At 60.9% G+C, this 15,601-nt stretch carries 17 protein-coding genes; 8 read left to right on the top strand and 9 right to left on the bottom strand.

Going from position 1 to position 15,601, the window contains the following annotated elements:
- Nucleotides 1-713: 713 nt before the first annotated feature.
- On the top strand, nucleotides 714-2,627 hold the full coding sequence (locus CO671_RS03100) for an adenylate/guanylate cyclase domain-containing protein (RefSeq protein ID WP_097604278.1): 1,914 nt from the start codon (nucleotides 714-716) through the stop codon (nucleotides 2,625-2,627).
- Here CO671_RS03100 and CO671_RS03095 read toward each other — a convergent pair.
- Nucleotides 2,624-3,151 carry a YHS domain-containing (seleno)protein gene (locus CO671_RS03095; RefSeq protein ID WP_245424943.1) on the bottom strand — a complete coding sequence of 176 codons (528 nt, stop codon included), beginning with the start codon at nucleotides 3,149-3,151 and terminating at the stop codon, nucleotides 2,624-2,626. The two genes, CO671_RS03100 and CO671_RS03095, sit on opposite strands and share 4 nt — an antisense overlap.
- A gap of 540 nt (nucleotides 3,152-3,691) precedes the next feature.
- On the opposite strand from CO671_RS03095, the gene CO671_RS03090 reads away from it, so the two are divergent.
- Nucleotides 3,692-5,047: a DUF882 domain-containing protein gene (locus tag CO671_RS03090; protein WP_097605054.1), complete on the top strand. Its 1,356-nt coding sequence runs from the start codon at nucleotides 3,692-3,694 to the stop codon at nucleotides 5,045-5,047.
- Here CO671_RS03090 and CO671_RS03085 read toward each other — a convergent pair.
- The 3 genes from CO671_RS03085 to CO671_RS03075 all read right to left on the bottom strand — a co-directional run bounded on the left by CO671_RS03085 (nucleotide 5,025) and on the right by CO671_RS03075 (nucleotide 7,027).
- Nucleotides 5,025-5,231 carry a hypothetical protein gene (locus tag CO671_RS03085; protein ID WP_097604277.1) on the bottom strand — a complete coding sequence of 69 codons (207 nt, stop codon included), beginning with the start codon at nucleotides 5,229-5,231 and terminating at the stop codon, nucleotides 5,025-5,027. The genes CO671_RS03090 and CO671_RS03085 overlap by 23 nt on opposite strands.
- A gap of 134 nt (nucleotides 5,232-5,365) precedes the next feature.
- Nucleotides 5,366-5,899: a DUF2314 domain-containing protein gene (locus CO671_RS03080; protein WP_170964918.1), complete on the bottom strand. Its 534-nt coding sequence runs from the start codon at nucleotides 5,897-5,899 to the stop codon at nucleotides 5,366-5,368.
- Nucleotides 5,900-6,127: 228 nt separating this feature from the next.
- Entirely contained in the window at nucleotides 6,128-7,027 is a 900-nt protein-coding gene (locus CO671_RS03075) for a LysR family transcriptional regulator (protein ID WP_097604276.1), read from the bottom strand.
- A 90-nt stretch (nucleotides 7,028-7,117) separates the two neighbouring features.
- Here CO671_RS03075 and CO671_RS03070 point away from each other — a divergent pair, with 90 nt between their 5' ends.
- The 4 genes from CO671_RS03070 to CO671_RS03055 all read left to right on the top strand — a co-directional run bounded on the left by CO671_RS03070 (nucleotide 7,118) and on the right by CO671_RS03055 (nucleotide 9,107).
- Complete coding sequence (locus CO671_RS03070; RefSeq protein ID WP_245423805.1) at nucleotides 7,118-7,531, top strand: DoxX family protein; 414 nt, start codon at nucleotides 7,118-7,120, stop codon at nucleotides 7,529-7,531.
- A gap of 56 nt (nucleotides 7,532-7,587) precedes the next feature.
- The gene (locus CO671_RS03065) at nucleotides 7,588-8,007 is read left to right on the top strand and encodes a hypothetical protein (protein WP_141514445.1); all 420 of its coding nucleotides are present in this window, start codon (nucleotides 7,588-7,590) and stop codon (nucleotides 8,005-8,007) included.
- Nucleotides 8,000-8,587: a TlpA disulfide reductase family protein gene (locus tag CO671_RS03060; protein WP_097604273.1), complete on the top strand. Its 588-nt coding sequence runs from the start codon at nucleotides 8,000-8,002 to the stop codon at nucleotides 8,585-8,587. The genes CO671_RS03065 and CO671_RS03060 overlap by 8 nt, the downstream gene beginning before the upstream one ends.
- Before the next feature lie 193 nt (nucleotides 8,588-8,780).
- Nucleotides 8,781-9,107, top strand: coding sequence for a GYD domain-containing protein (locus CO671_RS03055; protein WP_097604272.1), 327 nt, complete (start codon nucleotides 8,781-8,783; stop codon nucleotides 9,105-9,107).
- A gap of 62 nt (nucleotides 9,108-9,169) precedes the next feature.
- Here CO671_RS03055 and CO671_RS03050 read toward each other — a convergent pair whose 3' ends face one another.
- From CO671_RS03050 to CO671_RS03035, 4 genes are all read right to left on the bottom strand, one after another.
- Nucleotides 9,170-9,712, bottom strand: coding sequence for a GNAT family N-acetyltransferase (locus tag CO671_RS03050; RefSeq protein ID WP_097604271.1), 543 nt, complete (start codon nucleotides 9,710-9,712; stop codon nucleotides 9,170-9,172).
- 178 nt (nucleotides 9,713-9,890) lie between these two features.
- Nucleotides 9,891-10,340 carry a hypothetical protein gene (locus tag CO671_RS03045; RefSeq protein WP_245424942.1) on the bottom strand — a complete coding sequence of 150 codons (450 nt, stop codon included), beginning with the start codon at nucleotides 10,338-10,340 and terminating at the stop codon, nucleotides 9,891-9,893.
- 172 nt (nucleotides 10,341-10,512) lie between these two features.
- The gene (locus CO671_RS03040; protein ID WP_097604269.1) at nucleotides 10,513-11,511 is read right to left on the bottom strand and encodes an ABC transporter permease; all 999 of its coding nucleotides are present in this window, start codon (nucleotides 11,509-11,511) and stop codon (nucleotides 10,513-10,515) included.
- 41 nt (nucleotides 11,512-11,552) lie between these two features.
- Nucleotides 11,553-12,473, bottom strand: coding sequence for an ATP-binding cassette domain-containing protein (locus CO671_RS03035; RefSeq protein WP_097604268.1), 921 nt, complete (start codon nucleotides 12,471-12,473; stop codon nucleotides 11,553-11,555).
- 79 nt (nucleotides 12,474-12,552) lie between these two features.
- Between CO671_RS03035 and CO671_RS03030 the strand changes: the two genes are divergently transcribed.
- Nucleotides 12,553-13,533: an NAD(P)-dependent oxidoreductase gene (locus CO671_RS03030; RefSeq protein ID WP_097604267.1), complete on the top strand. Its 981-nt coding sequence runs from the start codon at nucleotides 12,553-12,555 to the stop codon at nucleotides 13,531-13,533.
- Between the two features lie 44 nt (nucleotides 13,534-13,577).
- Nucleotides 13,578-14,570: a sugar-binding protein gene (locus CO671_RS03025; RefSeq protein WP_097604266.1), complete on the top strand. Its 993-nt coding sequence runs from the start codon at nucleotides 13,578-13,580 to the stop codon at nucleotides 14,568-14,570.
- Between the two features lie 39 nt (nucleotides 14,571-14,609).
- Here CO671_RS03025 and CO671_RS03020 read toward each other — a convergent pair whose 3' ends face one another.
- Complete coding sequence (locus CO671_RS03020; RefSeq protein ID WP_097604265.1) at nucleotides 14,610-15,479, bottom strand: LysR family transcriptional regulator; 870 nt, start codon at nucleotides 15,477-15,479, stop codon at nucleotides 14,610-14,612.
- Nucleotides 15,480-15,601: the final 122 nt, after the last annotated feature.

Here is a 15,601-nt window from a genome sequence, read left to right as displayed (position 1 = left end):
GAAGAGGCAAATTTCGGTCGATCGCTATTTCGGAAGTACTTTATAGTCTTATTCGCCGCGGTCATTTTTCGAGGCTGCCAGTGGCATCAGCGACGCCTGGTTGAGCTACGGTCAACCGGGAATGGTCGACCGCGGACAGTGTGAAACAGCATCGGCTCGGTGTTGTACGAGCGATGCACTGAGTGCCAACCTTTTACATTGAACGTCAAATGCGGGTCCTATTGGCGCTAAGGTGCCAACTTTCATCCTCTCCGGCGCGCCAATCGGGATGTACATTCCAAAATCGTGTAGCGCGACGTCCGGTTTTGACCCATTCCAGACCTTCCGGTGCATGCACAGCAAAGGGCCTTGCGGCAATACAATGCCTCCGACTTCTGCTACGGTGCATTCCTCGGGCATAAGTGGTCTTAAAGAACGCCGTCGGGAATCGCAAGCTTGCTGCCGTTCTTGCTGCCGATGTGGTGGGCTACTCCGCGCTGATGGAGCGTGACGGCCAAGCAGGCGGCCGACGCGCGCATGTGGGCCGGCGTCCATTTTCGCTCCGATGTGGTTGCGGGCCAAAAGATCGGTGAGGGTGTGGCCGAGCAGGTCATAGCGTTCGCGGTCCACCGCCCCAGCGGTGGGCGAGACGCTCGCCTTCGATTGGGGGCACCTTGGGGCTTAGCCCAGAGCTATCGGAAACAGGTGGCCGAAGCGCACGGGGGAGAGTTGGATTGTCAACCGAGCATGTAGAGCGGCGACTTACGGCCATTCTAGCGGCCGACATCTCCGGCTACAGCCGGCTGATGGGCAACGACGAGGAAGGTACGCTCGCCCAACTGAAGGCGCATCGGCGTGCTCTGGTCGACCGAAAGATCAACGAACACCGCGGGCGGATTGTCAAGACCACCGGCGATGGGATGCTGGTCGAGTTCGCGAGTGTGGTCGAGGCCGTTCGCTGCGCCGTCGAGATCCAGCGCGGCATGGCGGAACGCAATGTCGCGGTGCCGGCAGGACAACGGATCGAGTTCCGCGTCGGCATCAATGTCGGCGACATCATCATCGAGGGTGACGACATTTTCGGGGATGGCGTCAACGTGGCGGCTCGCTTGGAGGGGCTCGCGGAGCCCGGCGGCATCTGCGTCTCGGGCCGCGTGCAGGAAGACGCGCAAGGCAAGCTCGACATTGCCTTTGAGGATATCGGCGAACAGAAACTCAAGAACATCGCTCGGCCGGTGCGCACCTTTCGTGTGCGGCTCGACGCCACGGCCGCTCCGGCGCTCGCCGGCTGGCGCCGGGGATTGTTCGCCGCTCTAGCTCTGATGAGTTTGCTTATTGTAGGCGCGCTGTGGACCGGTCTTGGCCCTGAGTGGAAATTTCTCAGCATTCTGCGCTCTGGCGATCAATTCACAAAAAGTGCTGAAGTCGGCACGAAACCCGCGATCGCCATTCTCCCGTTCCTGAACAACAGCGACGAGTCGGCTCGTGAGCATTTCGCGGATGGATTGACGCAGGATATCATCAACGCACTCGGTCGGTTCTCCGCGCTGACCGTGATGTCGTGGAACGCTGTCCTCCCCTACAAGGGAACGCCCGCAAGCCCGGAGGAGATCGGCCGCGGTCTCGCCGTCAGCTATCTGGTCGAAGGCAGCGTCCGCCAGACTGGCGACCGTGTGCGGGTCATCGCGCAACTCGTCGACACAAGGCAGGGACGAGTGCTTTGGTCTGCGCGCTTCGACGAGGCGCTGGCGGACGTGTTTGCGCTGCAGGACAACATTGTCACTCACATTGTCAGAGTCCTCGCGATTCGCTTGACGCAGATCGAACAAAATCGGGTGTTCGCAAAGCCAACCGAAAATCTCGCAGCCTATGATTACGTGCTGCGCGCCAGGCCGGCATTGCAGCGCCCGACGCACGCAAACAATGTGGAGGCGCGCGCCATGCTCAGACGCGCCATCGAGCTTGACCCGAACTACGCTGCCGCCTATGCGGCACTTGCCGAAACCTATCACATCGCAAGCTCGATGGGCTGGGCGGAATCGCCAACCGCCTTCCTGAGCCGTGCCGAGGAACTGGCAATCAAGGCGCTGAGACTTGATGATTCCGAAGTGCGCGCGCGTATCATTCTCGGCCACATCCACCTCTTTCATCAGAGATACAACCAGGCAGAGGCGGAGCTCGAGCGCGCCATTACGATCAATCCGAACGATGCCCACGGCCTTGCCGGGCGCGGCACCATCCTGTTGTGGCTGGGACGGACGGATGGGGCGATCGAGGCCTTGGAGCAGGCGCAGCGTATCGACCCCGATCTCAATGCGATCGATCGCTTTGCGCTGAGCCTGGCCTACTATCTGAAACGGCGTTACGACGCGGCGATCGAACAGGCGGAACTTAATCTTCGAACAACCGCAGGCGCGAACTTCAGCCGTATTCTACTGGCGGCCGCCTATGCACAACACAACCGAGCGGAGGACGCTGCGCGTGTCGTGACGATGATACGCCGCATCGACCCAACCTTCGACCCGCAGGAGTTCGGAACCAAGTTTCTAAACTCTGGCGATCTCGAACATCTGCGCGACGGATTCCGCAAGGCCCGCCTCTACCCCGTCACAGCTGACCTGCCACCGGCCGAGAGAATGAACCGCTAATGTCCTTGAAGTAGCGCGCGGTGCTGGTTGGCCTTCGCGATGTTCGCAGCAAGATCCTCCCGGAAGAGCGCGGGTCCCATCGGGGCCGGCTTGCCGAAAATATATAGCCTGCCGTCGCTGATCAGCCAGTTCTCCGGGTTGGCTTCGTCGAGCTCGCCCATGGCCAGCGCCATCGCACAAAAATTTCCGAACTGCGGCGCGTAGCGAACAGGATCGGCCTTGAAAAGCTCGCGATGCTCGGCGCTCGCGAAGAGGTAGCGGTGCTCGTCCCATTCGTACTCGATCTCCGGCAGCCCGCGCGTGGGGCTTCCGATGGTGAAATAGGCGACCGGGTCATAACCCTTGATCGCCAGCGGAACCGCTTCCGTGGCAAAAGAGGGCATCGAGGTCGCAAACAGGGCGGCTGCGATCGCCAGTACGAGGTGAATTGCATTTCGCCGAGAGACATTGTGCATGGCGAATTCCCTGATTTGCCCTTCCCGGGCCGCGAACAGCCCCGCAGCAAACGAAGCCGTCTGCGTCATTCCGTTCGGGCACTAATTATGGCTCATGTAGCGCTCGGCCGCAACACGCTTAGCACGGCCCCTTTATCGCGTGGGCAAGTCAAATGAGCCGTATAACGCTAGAAGAATGGCGTGAAGAGTCCGAGCAGCATGAAACTGAGACGTTGGCTTTGGCTGTCGAACTTGGTCAAAAAATCCGCAGCCGCAAGGGTCGATCTACTTTTCGAAAATTGGCTCAAAGTTGGTCAACAATCCGGTGTCGAAGCAAAATACAACAGGATTGTTCGGTCCTAAAGCGACGGTGTAGCTTAATGGATAGAGCCCTTACTTTCGACGGCAGGATAGCAGCCACCTGCCATGACTGTCATAACCGCAACTGGCGCATAGTTGCCACGCACATCATCGAGTCGGGATTTACGCCGCAGACCACCCGCATCGCAACTCACCGACCTTCGCATCCGCTCATTAGCAATTTGTTGACCATAAGCTGGCTTACTGAGCGTGATGGATGCGGAGTTCCCGCCCGTCGTCGCGTGTTTGGTTTAGGACGGGTTGTTGGCGTTGAAGTATTCATTGCAAGGATTGTCAGGCGGAATTGCCACGCTCCTGTCGCGTGCAAAACGCATCGCAGCGCAGACCATTCTGCCGGCTCTGTTTGCGCTCCCCGCGCTTGTCGGTTCCGCATCATTGGCCTCGGCTGAGGATCGCGCCCTGAAGCTGTTCTTTACCCATACGGGCGAGAAGGCGACGATCACCTATAAGCGGGATGGAAAGTTCGATCCCAAAGGCCTTGCCCAGATCAATCGGTTTCTGCGCGACTGGCGAAGGAACGAGCCGACCCGGATGGATCCGCGGCTGCTCGACCTGGTCTGGGAGGTGTACAAGCGCAGCGGCGGCAAGGACTATATCCACGTCGTTTCGGCCTATCGCTCCCCTACCACCAACAACATGCTCCGCAACCGTTCGCGCAGCACTGGTGTCGCCAAGAAGAGCCAGCACATGCTGGGCAAGGCGATGGACTTCTATGTTCCCGGCGTGAAGCTTACGACCTTGCGCGCGATTGCCATGCAGATGCAGGTCGGCGGTGTCGGATATTATCCGACCTCGGGATCGCCCTTCGTCCATCTCGATGTCGGCAATGTCAGGGCCTGGCCCCGCATGTCGCGGCAGGAACTTGCCCGGATCTTCCCGAATGGGAAGACGATGCATCTTCCGGCCGATGGCCGGCCGCTGCCGGGATATAATCAGGCGGTTGCGAACTACCGGAAGCGCGTCAGTTCCACCTCGATAGAGATCGCCAGCACCGCTGGCGACGACGAAGACGCGGGAGCATCGACCCCGCCGGGCGGCGACGCCACCAACGGCAAGCTCGTAACGGCGCTTCTGCCGACGCCGAAAAGCCGGGCGTTGAATGCGCTCGCGCTGCAGACCGGCGCGGGCGAGCGGGATGACGAAGACGCCGCTCCGGATGTTTCATCCTTGCCGATTCCGATACCGGCGATGCGCCCGCCTGCGCTTGCGCATGACGCGGGCGCGGACCACGAACTCAAGACCGCCTCGATCGGCCCGATTGCCGCACTTCCGGGGAGACCGGCCACGGCATTGCCGGCCCACGCCCGCTTCCATCCCCGCCTTGCTGCAGCGGAGACCGCCAGGCCGGGCGCTGCTATGATCGCCTCTCTGCCCATGACCGCGTCGTGGGAAGAAGCGAATTTCCTCGGATCGACGTCCGACGCGGCGCTGATGAAATGGGCGCTGCATTCTCCCGGCGAAGCGATGGGATTGAGCACGCCTCGTGTCTCGCCCCGCACGGTTCATCGTGAGGCGAGTGTTACGACGTCAGCTGAGGATGTTACCCCGGTCGCAGGCAGAGGCCCGTTCGATGCCGGCCGGTTTACATCGCCCCCGGAGGGTTGACCGCATTCGTCAGGTTAATGCGCTGCGCCCGCGACAAAAAACGTTCGAATGTCACCTCGCCAGCCGGCAGGCAGATGGCTTCGAGAAGATGGCGGCGGGCGGCCAGTTTTGTTCGGGTGAGGTCGTGGCCGTCGATGCCCCTCGCTTCGTCTGATAGCGTACCGGAACCTGGCGGATCGCTCATCGTTATAGCCGTGGGATCGCAAAGGTGGCCCCATTTTGGGTCCGTCCGCTCTTCCTTCCTGCGCGATCCCGTCCTTTCCCCTGATTGCCCCGTTTCGGCGGGGCTTTCTTTTGCCTCGTCCAGCCGGCGTGCGGTCAGTCGCAGACAATGCCGTAGATTTCGCGATATTGGTCCAACTGTTCTTTCGGACCGGCCAACAGCAGCGGGCAGGCAGTATAGTTGCCCTTGATTTTCCCATTCTCGACATAGAGCCAGTCGAAAATATCAGACTTCTCGAACGCGACGCGGTCCCCTTGCTTGATGTTGTGGATGTATTCCGGCCTATCGCCCAGAAGAGCGGTGAAATGGTCACCTGACGCCTCGATCTGGTAGACCCACATGAATTCCACATCCGGCGCCATCTGGTCCGTGGTCAGGACCACGCTCTTGTCCTTGTCCTTGAAACCAAGCTTGAGGCTGTAATTTTCGGTTCCCGCCGGTGGGTTGCGGAGTTTCTCGAGAAAGCCGTCCAACTCCCCTATCGATTTCTCATGGGCCTTGGCCATGGCCGGATCGCCGGGCGCAATCAGCTGGACGTTTGGATTGTCTTGGGCCAGCGCGTGTTCGGCGGGAATGACCGGAATGGAGAGCACAAGCATTGAGAGGAGTGAAATGACACTGCGCAACATTCGATAGGCCTTAAATTGTTGTGACTATACGACGCAACATAGCTATCTCAGGTTGATCTTCAATATTTGGTTTGGAATTGGATGCTGGTTTCGCCGAATGTGGCATCGGCCAGTCGATCTGGGTTGGGATCGGTTCTTGAAGGTGATCCATTGCAAGCGACCACCGTGGGCATCGCTTCTTCGACAATCGCACGTCTCCGATTTTTGCCTTACGCCGTGGGCGTTCATTCATCCGGCTTCGGTTTCCTTCAGCCGTCGGATGAGCCATTGCCCGGCCGGACCGGGAGGGGCGCTCATGCGGTAGGCTGCGAACATCGGCATTACGAATGGCGTTATCGGATAATCTTCGATCTCGAGCGCAACGAGCCGTCCGCGCTCCACATCGTCCTGAGCCAGATGCCGAGGAAGGCTTCCCCAGCCGAGCCCCTCCCGGATGAAGGCGTGTTTGGCACCCAGATCGGCGAGCCTCCATGTCTTGGCCGCGACGACACCGAACTCCCGTCCGCTCGAAAGTTCGGAACGATCGGTCAACACCAGCTGGAGATGTGCTTGAAGCAGAGTCTTGGGAATAAGGCTTTGCCTCGACGCCAGCGGGTGGCTGGGCGCGACGTAGATCTGCATGGGTACGCCGAGCAGCCGCTCGGCTGCCAGCCCTGCGGGAAGCGCCGGAAACGTTCCGACGATCCCCATCGCGGACGTTCCAGCGAGTATCGGAGCGACGACCGCTCCCAGGGCTTCGACGCCGAGCCGCAGGGATACGCTTGGAAATTCTCGGCTAAAGCAGGCGATAGCGTCTGTCAGAAGCGACTGAGGAAACATCACGTCGACCACGACGGATAGTTCCGCCTCAAGCCCTTCGGAAAGATCCCTCGCCCGCGCCTTCAGGGAGTCAATCTTCTCCGCAATCAACCGAGCGTCCGACAGCAGGACGTTCCCCTGAAGCGTCAATTTGGGCTTGCGCGTTGAGCGGTCGAACAGAACGATACCCAACTGCCCTTCGAGGTTTGCCAACGTCTGGCTCACGACCGATTGTGAGCGGCCTAATTCCTTCGCCGCGGCAGAAAAGCTGCCGGCATCCGCCGCGGCGATGAAGGTGCGGATCTGGTCGAGCGACAGATTGTCTATCATTAGAATTTCCGATTGTTTCTATCTTAAAATATAGGCTTTTCCGATAATTCGGAAGGATTTAATTTGGCACATCTTTCAAAGGAGAAGCCAATGCCGGCCCAAGTCGCATCTCGGATGATACCGAAACCTTCCAAAACCCGATCAGGCCTGTCCTGGACGCTACGGATCGCTGCCGCGGCAGCATTCGCCGCCGCCGCCGCTGCGAAGCTATCCGGCGCCCAAATGAGTATCGACATGTTCGAGCAGATTGGCCTGGGCCAAGGCTTCCGCTATGTCACCGCGACGGTGGAACTCATCGGATGCGTGGGGCTGCTCGCGCCCGGGCTGACGGCCTTCGGTGCGCTGCTGCTTTCCCTGACAATGGTCTGCGCGACAGTGGCGCATCTCTTTGTCCTGCACAATAATCCTGGCGGAGCGGTCCTGCTTCTTATTGTGACCGCGACCATCACCGTATTGCACCGCGATCAGTTCACGCGCCTCACCTCCCTGGGGAAGCGATCCTGATGCCCTCCGGATTGCGATCCATAACAAGGCGTCGTCTGGTGTCCGGGGGCGCGGGCGTGATTGTCACCGCCGCAGCCGCATCCACATCATCAGGCGCCTCAGAGGTTCATCGACATCGCGTTGTGTTCCAGGTCGACAGTGCAGACGAAGCCGTGATGCGCCACGCGATCAGCGGTTCTCTGAACGTGTCACGGTCCTACTCCGAGAAGAACGAGCCTTTTGCCATAGAGATCCTGGCGAACGCCTCGGGCATCGCGCTATTCCGGCAGGACAAGTCTCCCCTGCTGGATGCTTTGACGATGTTGCGGCAGGCCGTACCCGAAATATCTCTGACCATCTGCGGCTCCTCCAAGAGCATCGCCGAGCAGCGGGAGGGGCATGAACTGCAACTCGTCGAGGGTACGACCGTCGTGCCGTACGGAGTTGTCCGCCTGATAGAACTGCAGGAAGCTGGATGGTGTTATATCCATGCCTGACACTGTGACGCGACGATCGATGTTGCGGTTGGGCATGGGTCTGCTGACGGCGATCGGACATGCGCCGTCAGCATTGTCACGGACGTTCGACGCGCCTCCCGTCTTCGAGACCGCCCGCAGTCAGTTCACCATGATCGAGCCAGCCCGCAAGCTCAGCCCCGTTCGTCTTAGGAAGGCCGATGGCGCGGTAGGGGTTCTGGAACCCCGCTCAGATGCGGTCACGCTGATAAGCATATGGGCGACGTGGTGTGCAAATTGCCGCGAGGATTTGCGCAGCCTCGCCGCGTTGCACCGCCGATCCGGAAAGACCGTGAGGATCCTGACTATCAGCACCGACAAACTTGACCGCGAAATCGTAGCTCAGTTTATGCGCGAACTCGGTGTCGACGATCTGCCGACGTTTCTGGATCCGTTGGGAGAGGTTGCGGGGCCCGCCCCCATACACGGGAACCTGTCATCGGCCCTCGGCATGCCGACAACCTATCTGGTGCGGCCCGACGCGACGATCGCCGGCTACATCACCGGGAGCGCCGATTGGACAAGCGAGGCAGCAATCCGGCTGCTTCGATATTATCAATAGTCGGCAGGCGGCCGCGCTCACTGGACGATGTCTCAGGCGCGGCGCGCACAACCATGCTGCCAATCACCGAAGTGATATCGAAGCGAGCGCATATTGTGGCGGCTTGCAAGGAGAGCCCAATACGCCCATCGAGTGACTGGCATTCCTCTCGGCTTGAGCGTTTACTGTATCGCTCTGGCGGAGGAGGCAAACCATGGCCATGTATCTCACGCGTTTCAGCTACACGCCCGAGACCTGGGCGCGCATGATCGAAAAGCCCGAGGATCGCCGGGAGGCGGCACGGAGCTACATTGAATCCGTGGGCGGAAAGCTGCACGGGTTCTGGTACGCTTTCGGCGAGCATGACGGGTGGAATTTGTGGGAGGCGCCCGACAATGTGTCGATGGCGGCTGTCACGCTTGCGATCGGCGCGGGAGGCGCGCTCAGATCGATTGAGACCACTGTCCTCCTCGACGTCGAGGACACGATCCGAGCCTTGGAAAAGGCGAAGTCGATCCGGTATCGCCCGCCGGGAGCGTAGGCGCAGCACAATACCAGGCTGAGAGTTCATCGACCCGGCAAGGCTTGGGAGTTGGGGCAATCCTATGCCTCGAGCGGCTTTCTCATTCTTATGAGAGGCACATTTGCACCGCCGCGGCTGTCTTCCACTCGCTCGATGGCTTGATAACCGCAAACAAGATAGAGCGGTTCACCTGATAGGGTGGCCATCAATTCGATATTACGAAAGCCTTCATTGCGCGCCGCCTCCTCGCAGAGAGCCATGATCCGCCGCCCCACGCCGCGCCGAGTAAAGTTCGGGTGCGTGTACATCGCCCTTATGCGCGCCGCGTCGTGAGCAGGATCGAGCAGAGCAGCATCGCGGCCGGGAGTGCGATCTCCGCCATACAGCGTTGCTCGTCGGCTCCACCCGCCACAGCCCGCCAAGACGCCGCCGATCTCGACAACAAAATAGGTGCCGTCCTCGATCAACTGGCTATCGAGTCCCATGAAGGCTCGGCTCGACGAAATCTGTTCGGGCGTCAGAAAGGGTTTCTGGTTCTCTGAGATTGCCGCATCCATCAACAATTTGAGGTCGGCCAGATCACTATGGCTGGCCAGTCGATGCGTGAGTAGCTCTTGTTCCATTTTCGCCGGCCTTGACTTGGCAGCCCGGTTGGCCAGTCTGCGGCACGTCTTGCATCTATGGGGGCAGCCGCGCCTTTGGTCATTATAACAAGCGGGAGGTTTGAATTGAAGTGCGATCCTGCGGCCGGGGCCGCGCAAAAAGCTCAGACGCACGCTACCTTAAACATGGCCCATGCTTTCAAGCGCCCGGTCGCTTCCAGGCATCATAATAGTTGTTGATCACGCCATCAAACTGCAGCTTCAAGGGCTCTCGTGCATAAAACTCCCTGAATTCCCCCACGGTGCCAGCCTGAAGTAGAAATTTGCAAATCGACTGCCGAAATTTCCAGCTTTTGGCTTTCTTTGGCAGCCGCGACAGCCAATGTTTGTTGGGACGGCCCAGCAAGTTGCCGGGAACGAGCGCCCAACCCGAAGGCAGCGGATTTTGGGACATGACGGCAAGGAACTGATCCAGTTCCAACGGAGTGGCAAAGATCAAATCGACGCCATCAAAATGAACCGCCAGCAGACACCATAGCTTTCGTTGGGACGCAAAAGAATGCACGATACGTCGCGGGCGCTTAATCTGCCCACTACGTGTCGTTTCCGGTATCCATCCGTTTAGTCGCGCTCCGGCCCACCAGCTCATTGGTGTTTCCGGAAATTCACGACTGTAAAATAGCTCTGCCGATTTCATCGCCGCACTATGAAACGACAAGGAAAAATGCGCAACCGCGGTTCATCTGGTCCGTCAGCGACGGTCGTGGCAACCTCATGGCTCGCTTGACAGAAGCCGAGCGCCGCTGCCGTTTCGCGCAAGCCTACTCGCTCTGCCTCAAATTCCGGATCCGATCAAACAGCACCGCCAGCACGATCGCGCCGCCGATAAATGTCCCCTGCCAGAAGGCGTTGATGCCAAGCAGGCCGAGGCTGTTGCGGATCACCTCGATCAGCGCCGCCCCGACCAGTGCGCCGAAGGCGGTGCCGATGCCGCCGGCCAGATTGGCGCCGCCGATGACGGCGGCGGCAATGACCTGGAGTTCCATGCCGGCGCCGATATTGGTGGTGACGGCGCCGAGCCAGCCGGTCTGGACGATGCCGGCAATGCCGGCCGAGAGCGCCGAGATCATATAGACGGCGACCTTGATGCTGCGTACGGGAACGCCGGTCAGCGTGGCGGCATGTTCATTGCCGCCGATCGCGAAGATATAGCGGCCGAAGCGCGTCCAGCGCAGCACGAAGCCGGTCAAGAGCGCCAGGATGACCATGTAGAGAACAGGATTGGCGATGCCGAGAAACCAGGCGCCGCCGCCGAGCGCCAACAGCTTGTCGTGATCGGGGCCGAACTGGAAGACGACGGTGTTGTTGGAGGCGACCATCGCGAGGCTGCGCGCCACCGACAGCATGCCGAGGGTAACGACGAAAGGCGGAAAATCGAGATAGGCGATCATCACGCCGTTGAAGGCGCCGACCACGAGCGCCGTGCCGATGGCCGCCGCGATACCGATCTCGATGCCGTAGCCGGCATGCATGGTGACCGCCAGCACCATGCTGCAGAGGCAGAGCACCGAGCCGACCGACAGATCGATGCCGCCGGTGATGATGACGAGCGTCATGCCGAGCGCGATGATGGCGACGAAGGTGACGTTGCGGGTGATGTTGTAGAGGTTCTTCGCCGTGGCGAAGGAATCGGTGGCGACGGAGAGGAAGAGGCAGGCGAGAATGACGGCGATGAGCACCCAGAAGGTCTGGCTGCCGACGAACTCCGACAGCCGGCTTCGCTGTTTCTGTGCAATCGTCTGGTCGAGGGTAACTGCCATCGTTGACCTTCTTTTCTGTCGCGTTAACCGAGCTCTGCCGATCAGACCTGCTCGATGGCGCCGGTTATCAGACCCGTCACTTCCTCCGGCGAACTTGCGGCGATCGTTTTGTCGGCGACCTTCCGGCCGCGGCGCATGACGATGACCCGGTCGGCGACGGTAAAAACGTCGGGCATGCGGTGGCTGATCAGGACGACCGCAATGCCGCGGTCGCGCAGCTCACGGATCAGGTTGAGGACCTCGGCCACCTGGCGCACCGAAATGGCCGCGGTCGGCTCGTCCATCAGCACGATCTTCGCCTCCGACAGCATGGTGCGGGCGATCGCCACCGCCTGCCGCTGGCCGCCCGACATCTGCTTGACGAGATCGCGCGGGCGGGTTTCCGATTTCAGCTCCTTGAAGATCTCGCCGGCGCGGCGGTACATCGTCTTGTAATCGAGGACCTTCAGGGGGCCGATGCCGCGCCGGAGCTCGCGGCCGAGGAAGACATTGGCGGCCGCCGTCAGATTGTTGCAGAGCGCCAGATCCTGATGGACGATCTCGATGCCGTGCTGGCGCGCCTCGACCGGGCGGTGCATGACGATCTCCTTGCCCTCGAGGCGCATCGTGCCTTCGCTCGGGCGGAAATTGCCGGCGATCATCTTGACCAGCGTGCTCTTGCCCGCGCCGTTATCGCCCATCAGGCCGACGACCTGGCCGGCTTCGAGCGTAAACGACACGTCGTTGACCGCCTGGATGGCGCCGAAATGCTTTGAGATATTGGTGAGTTCGAGAACCGCTGCCAGCCGACCACCCTCCCCGCAAGCTGCAGGCCTGCCTTCGCCGCCGGCTGCCGATACCCGGCTGCCAGTGAGACGCCTGCGATCTCGCTCGACCGATCTCCTCCCGGAAAAGCGATTATGTTCATTAATGCAAAAGCACCAGGAATCGTCAATCAAATGTCCGCTAAAACGGCCCCTCATCACAAAAATCTATTTTGTACGATAAATACAGATTGACGCCGGAAACGGGCGGATATTAGCTGTTGCTGGGAGAGAGAGCATGCTGATCCTTGTCACCGGGGCTACGGGCAAGGTCGGGCGGCGCTTCATAACTGGGCTGCTTGACGAGCCGAGATTTTCCAATGCACAGATCCGCGCGCTTTGTCACAATCGCGCGCTCGATGAGACCGACCGTTTGAGTGTGGTCAGGGGTTCGATCGCCGATCGCGCTGTCGCGGCGGCGGCGATGCAGGGCGTCACCCATGTGCTGCACCTCGCCACCTGCAAGGAAACCTCCGCCGACGTCATGGATGTGACGGTCAAGGGGCTGTTCTGGCTGCTCGAAGCCTTCCGCACCAGCTCGACGGCTGAGCAGTTCATCCTGAGCGGCGGCGATGCCGGCATCGGCCATTTCTTCTACCGCCATGACGGGCCGGTGACCGAAAAGGCGCCGCATCGCGCCTATCCCGGCTGCTACGCGCTCTCCAAGGTGCTGGAAGAGGTGATGCTCGAGCAGTTCGCCATCCAATACGGCATCAATACCTGCTGCTTGCGCGCACCCTGGATCATGGAGAAGGACGATTTCAAATATTCGCTGTCCTTCGGCGACGATGTCTTCGGCGGGCCGAACTGGAAGACGCTTGTTCCGCCGCCCGAGGCCGAGCGCTACGCCCGCGAGGGCACGGTGCCGCTGCTGCGCGATGCCGACGGGCGACCGCTGAAGCGCAATTTCGTGCATGTCGACGATCTCGTTTCAGCGATCCTGGCGGCGATCGACAATCCGCGCGCCAAGGGAGAACTCTTCAATATCGCGATGGATCGTCCCGTCGATTATGGGGAAGTCGCCGCTTACCTCGCCCGCACGCGCGGGCTCGGCTGCGTCGACATCGCAAGCCAGTTTCATTCCAACTGGATGGACAACAGCAAGGCGAAATACCTGCTGGACTGGCGCCCGGTCTACGATCTCGAAAAGCTTATCAATTCGGCCTGGGAATACCAGCGGTCAAGGGAGGAGCCTCGCATCGTCTGGTATCCCGGCTGATCAAGCGGCGGGCAATCATGTCCGCCTTTCAAAGGGAGGAAGCTATGAGGAAGGCATTATTGCTTGCAGCTGCGGCCGTGTTGGCGCTGACGGCCGGACAGGCCCTGGCCGCCAAGAAGCAGCTGGTCATCGTCGTCAAGGGCCTCGACAACCCGTTCTTCGAGGCGATCAACCAGGGTTGCCAGAAGTGGAACAAGGAAAACGCCTCGGCCGAATATGAATGCTTCTATACCGGCCCGGCATCGACCTCCGACGAGGCCGGCGAAGCGCAGATCGTCCAGGATATGCTGGGTAAGGCCGATACGGCCGCCATCGCGATTTCGCCGTCGAACGCCAAGCTGATCGCCCAGACGCTGAAGACGGCCAATCCGAGCGTTCCCGTCATGACGCTCGATGCCGATCTGGCGGCCGAGGATTCCGCTCTGCGCAAGACCTATCTCGGCACCGACAACTATCTGATGGGCGCCAAGATCGGCGAATATATCAAGAAGGCCAAGCCGGACGGCGGCAAGATCTGCACCATCGAAGGCAATCCCGGCGCCGACAACATCCTGCGCCGCGCCCAGGGCATGCGCGATACGCTGAGCGGCCAGAAGGGGCTTGCGGCGCTGAAGGGTGAAGGCGGCTGGACGGAGGTGGCCGGCTGCCCGGTCTTTACCAATGACGACGGCGCCAAGGGCGTGCAGGCGATGACCGACATCCTCGCCGCCAATCCCGATCTCGACGCCTTCGGCATCATGGGCGGCTGGCCGCTGTTCGGCGCCCCGCAGCCCTATCGCGACCTGTTCAAGCCGATGGCCGACAAGATCGCCAAGAACGAGTTCGTCATCGGCGCCGCCGACACGATCGGCGACGAAGTGGCGATCGCCAAGGAAGGGCTGGTGACCGCCCTGGTCGGCCAGCGGCCGTTCGAAATGGGCTACAAGGCACCGACCGTGATGATGGACCTGATCGCGGGAAAGAAGGTCGACGATCCTGTCTTCACCGGGCTTGACGAGTGCACCAAGGATACGGTGGATACCTGCATTCAGAAGTGATGCGGCTGGGAGCGTCCGCCCGAGCGGACGCTCCCGACATCACGCTTGCGCAAAGAGCCAATCGGAAAAGGCGTGCATGGCCGGGGTGACCGGCCGTGACTGCAGGCGCGTCAGCCAGTAGCTGCCGAGCGATATGGTGGTGGCGAAGGGCTGGACGATCGCGCCTGACGAGAGGTGCCTGGAGAACATCGAGGGCGGCGCCAGCGCCACGCCGAGCCCCTGGAGGGCGGCCTCCATCATGGCGACGGAGGAATCGAAGACGATGCCGGCATTTACTTGGTCGGCCGGCGGAACGCCGGCGGCCGCAAACCAGGTGCTCCATTCATCCGTGCGGTAGCTGCGCAGCAGCGTTACGCCGGCGAGATCAGCCGGCGACCGCAGATCCTCCGCCAGTTTGGGAATGCAAAGCGCCGAGAGCGGCGCTTCGGACAGGCGCTGCGCCTCCGTCCCGTGCCATGAGCCGCTGCCGAAGCGGATGGCAAAGTCGAGCCCCTCGGCGGCGGGATCGACGCGGTTGTTGTTGGTGGAAACCCGGACGTCGATGAAGGGATGCCGGCGCTGGAAATCCGCAAGGCGCGGCAGGAGCCAGCCGACGGCGAAAGTGCCGACAACGCCGAGGAACAGCAATTCGCGCACCTGCCCGGCTTCGATCCGGTCGAGCGTCGTCGCCATCTGGTCGAAGGAGGCGGACACCGTCGGCAGCAGCGCCTCGCCTTCCGCGGTGATTTTCAGGCCGCGGGGCAGACGCTGGAACAGTGCGACCCCCAGCCGCTTTTCCAGCCCCTTGACCTGCTGGCTGACGGCTGCCTGGGTGACGCAGAGCTCGATTGCGGCGCGGGTAAAGCTCAGATGCCGTGCCGAGGCTTCGAAGGCTCTGAGGCCGTTCAGGGGGAGGAATTGGCGAACCATCTAAGCCCTAGAATTTCTTGCAGCTGTTGCGAGATATCATCGTTTGTCCTTAGAAAACAGGGCCGCTAAACGCCTCCTCGGGCGCATTTTGCGCTTATGGCGACCGCCCTGGCGATTTGGAG

Source organism: Rhizobium sp. M10 (assembly GCF_002531955.1).
GTDB lineage: Bacteria > Pseudomonadota > Alphaproteobacteria > Rhizobiales > Rhizobiaceae > Rhizobium > Rhizobium etli_C.
Note: the sequence above shows the minus strand (reverse complement) of the source record. Positions and strands in the feature narration are given on the sequence as shown.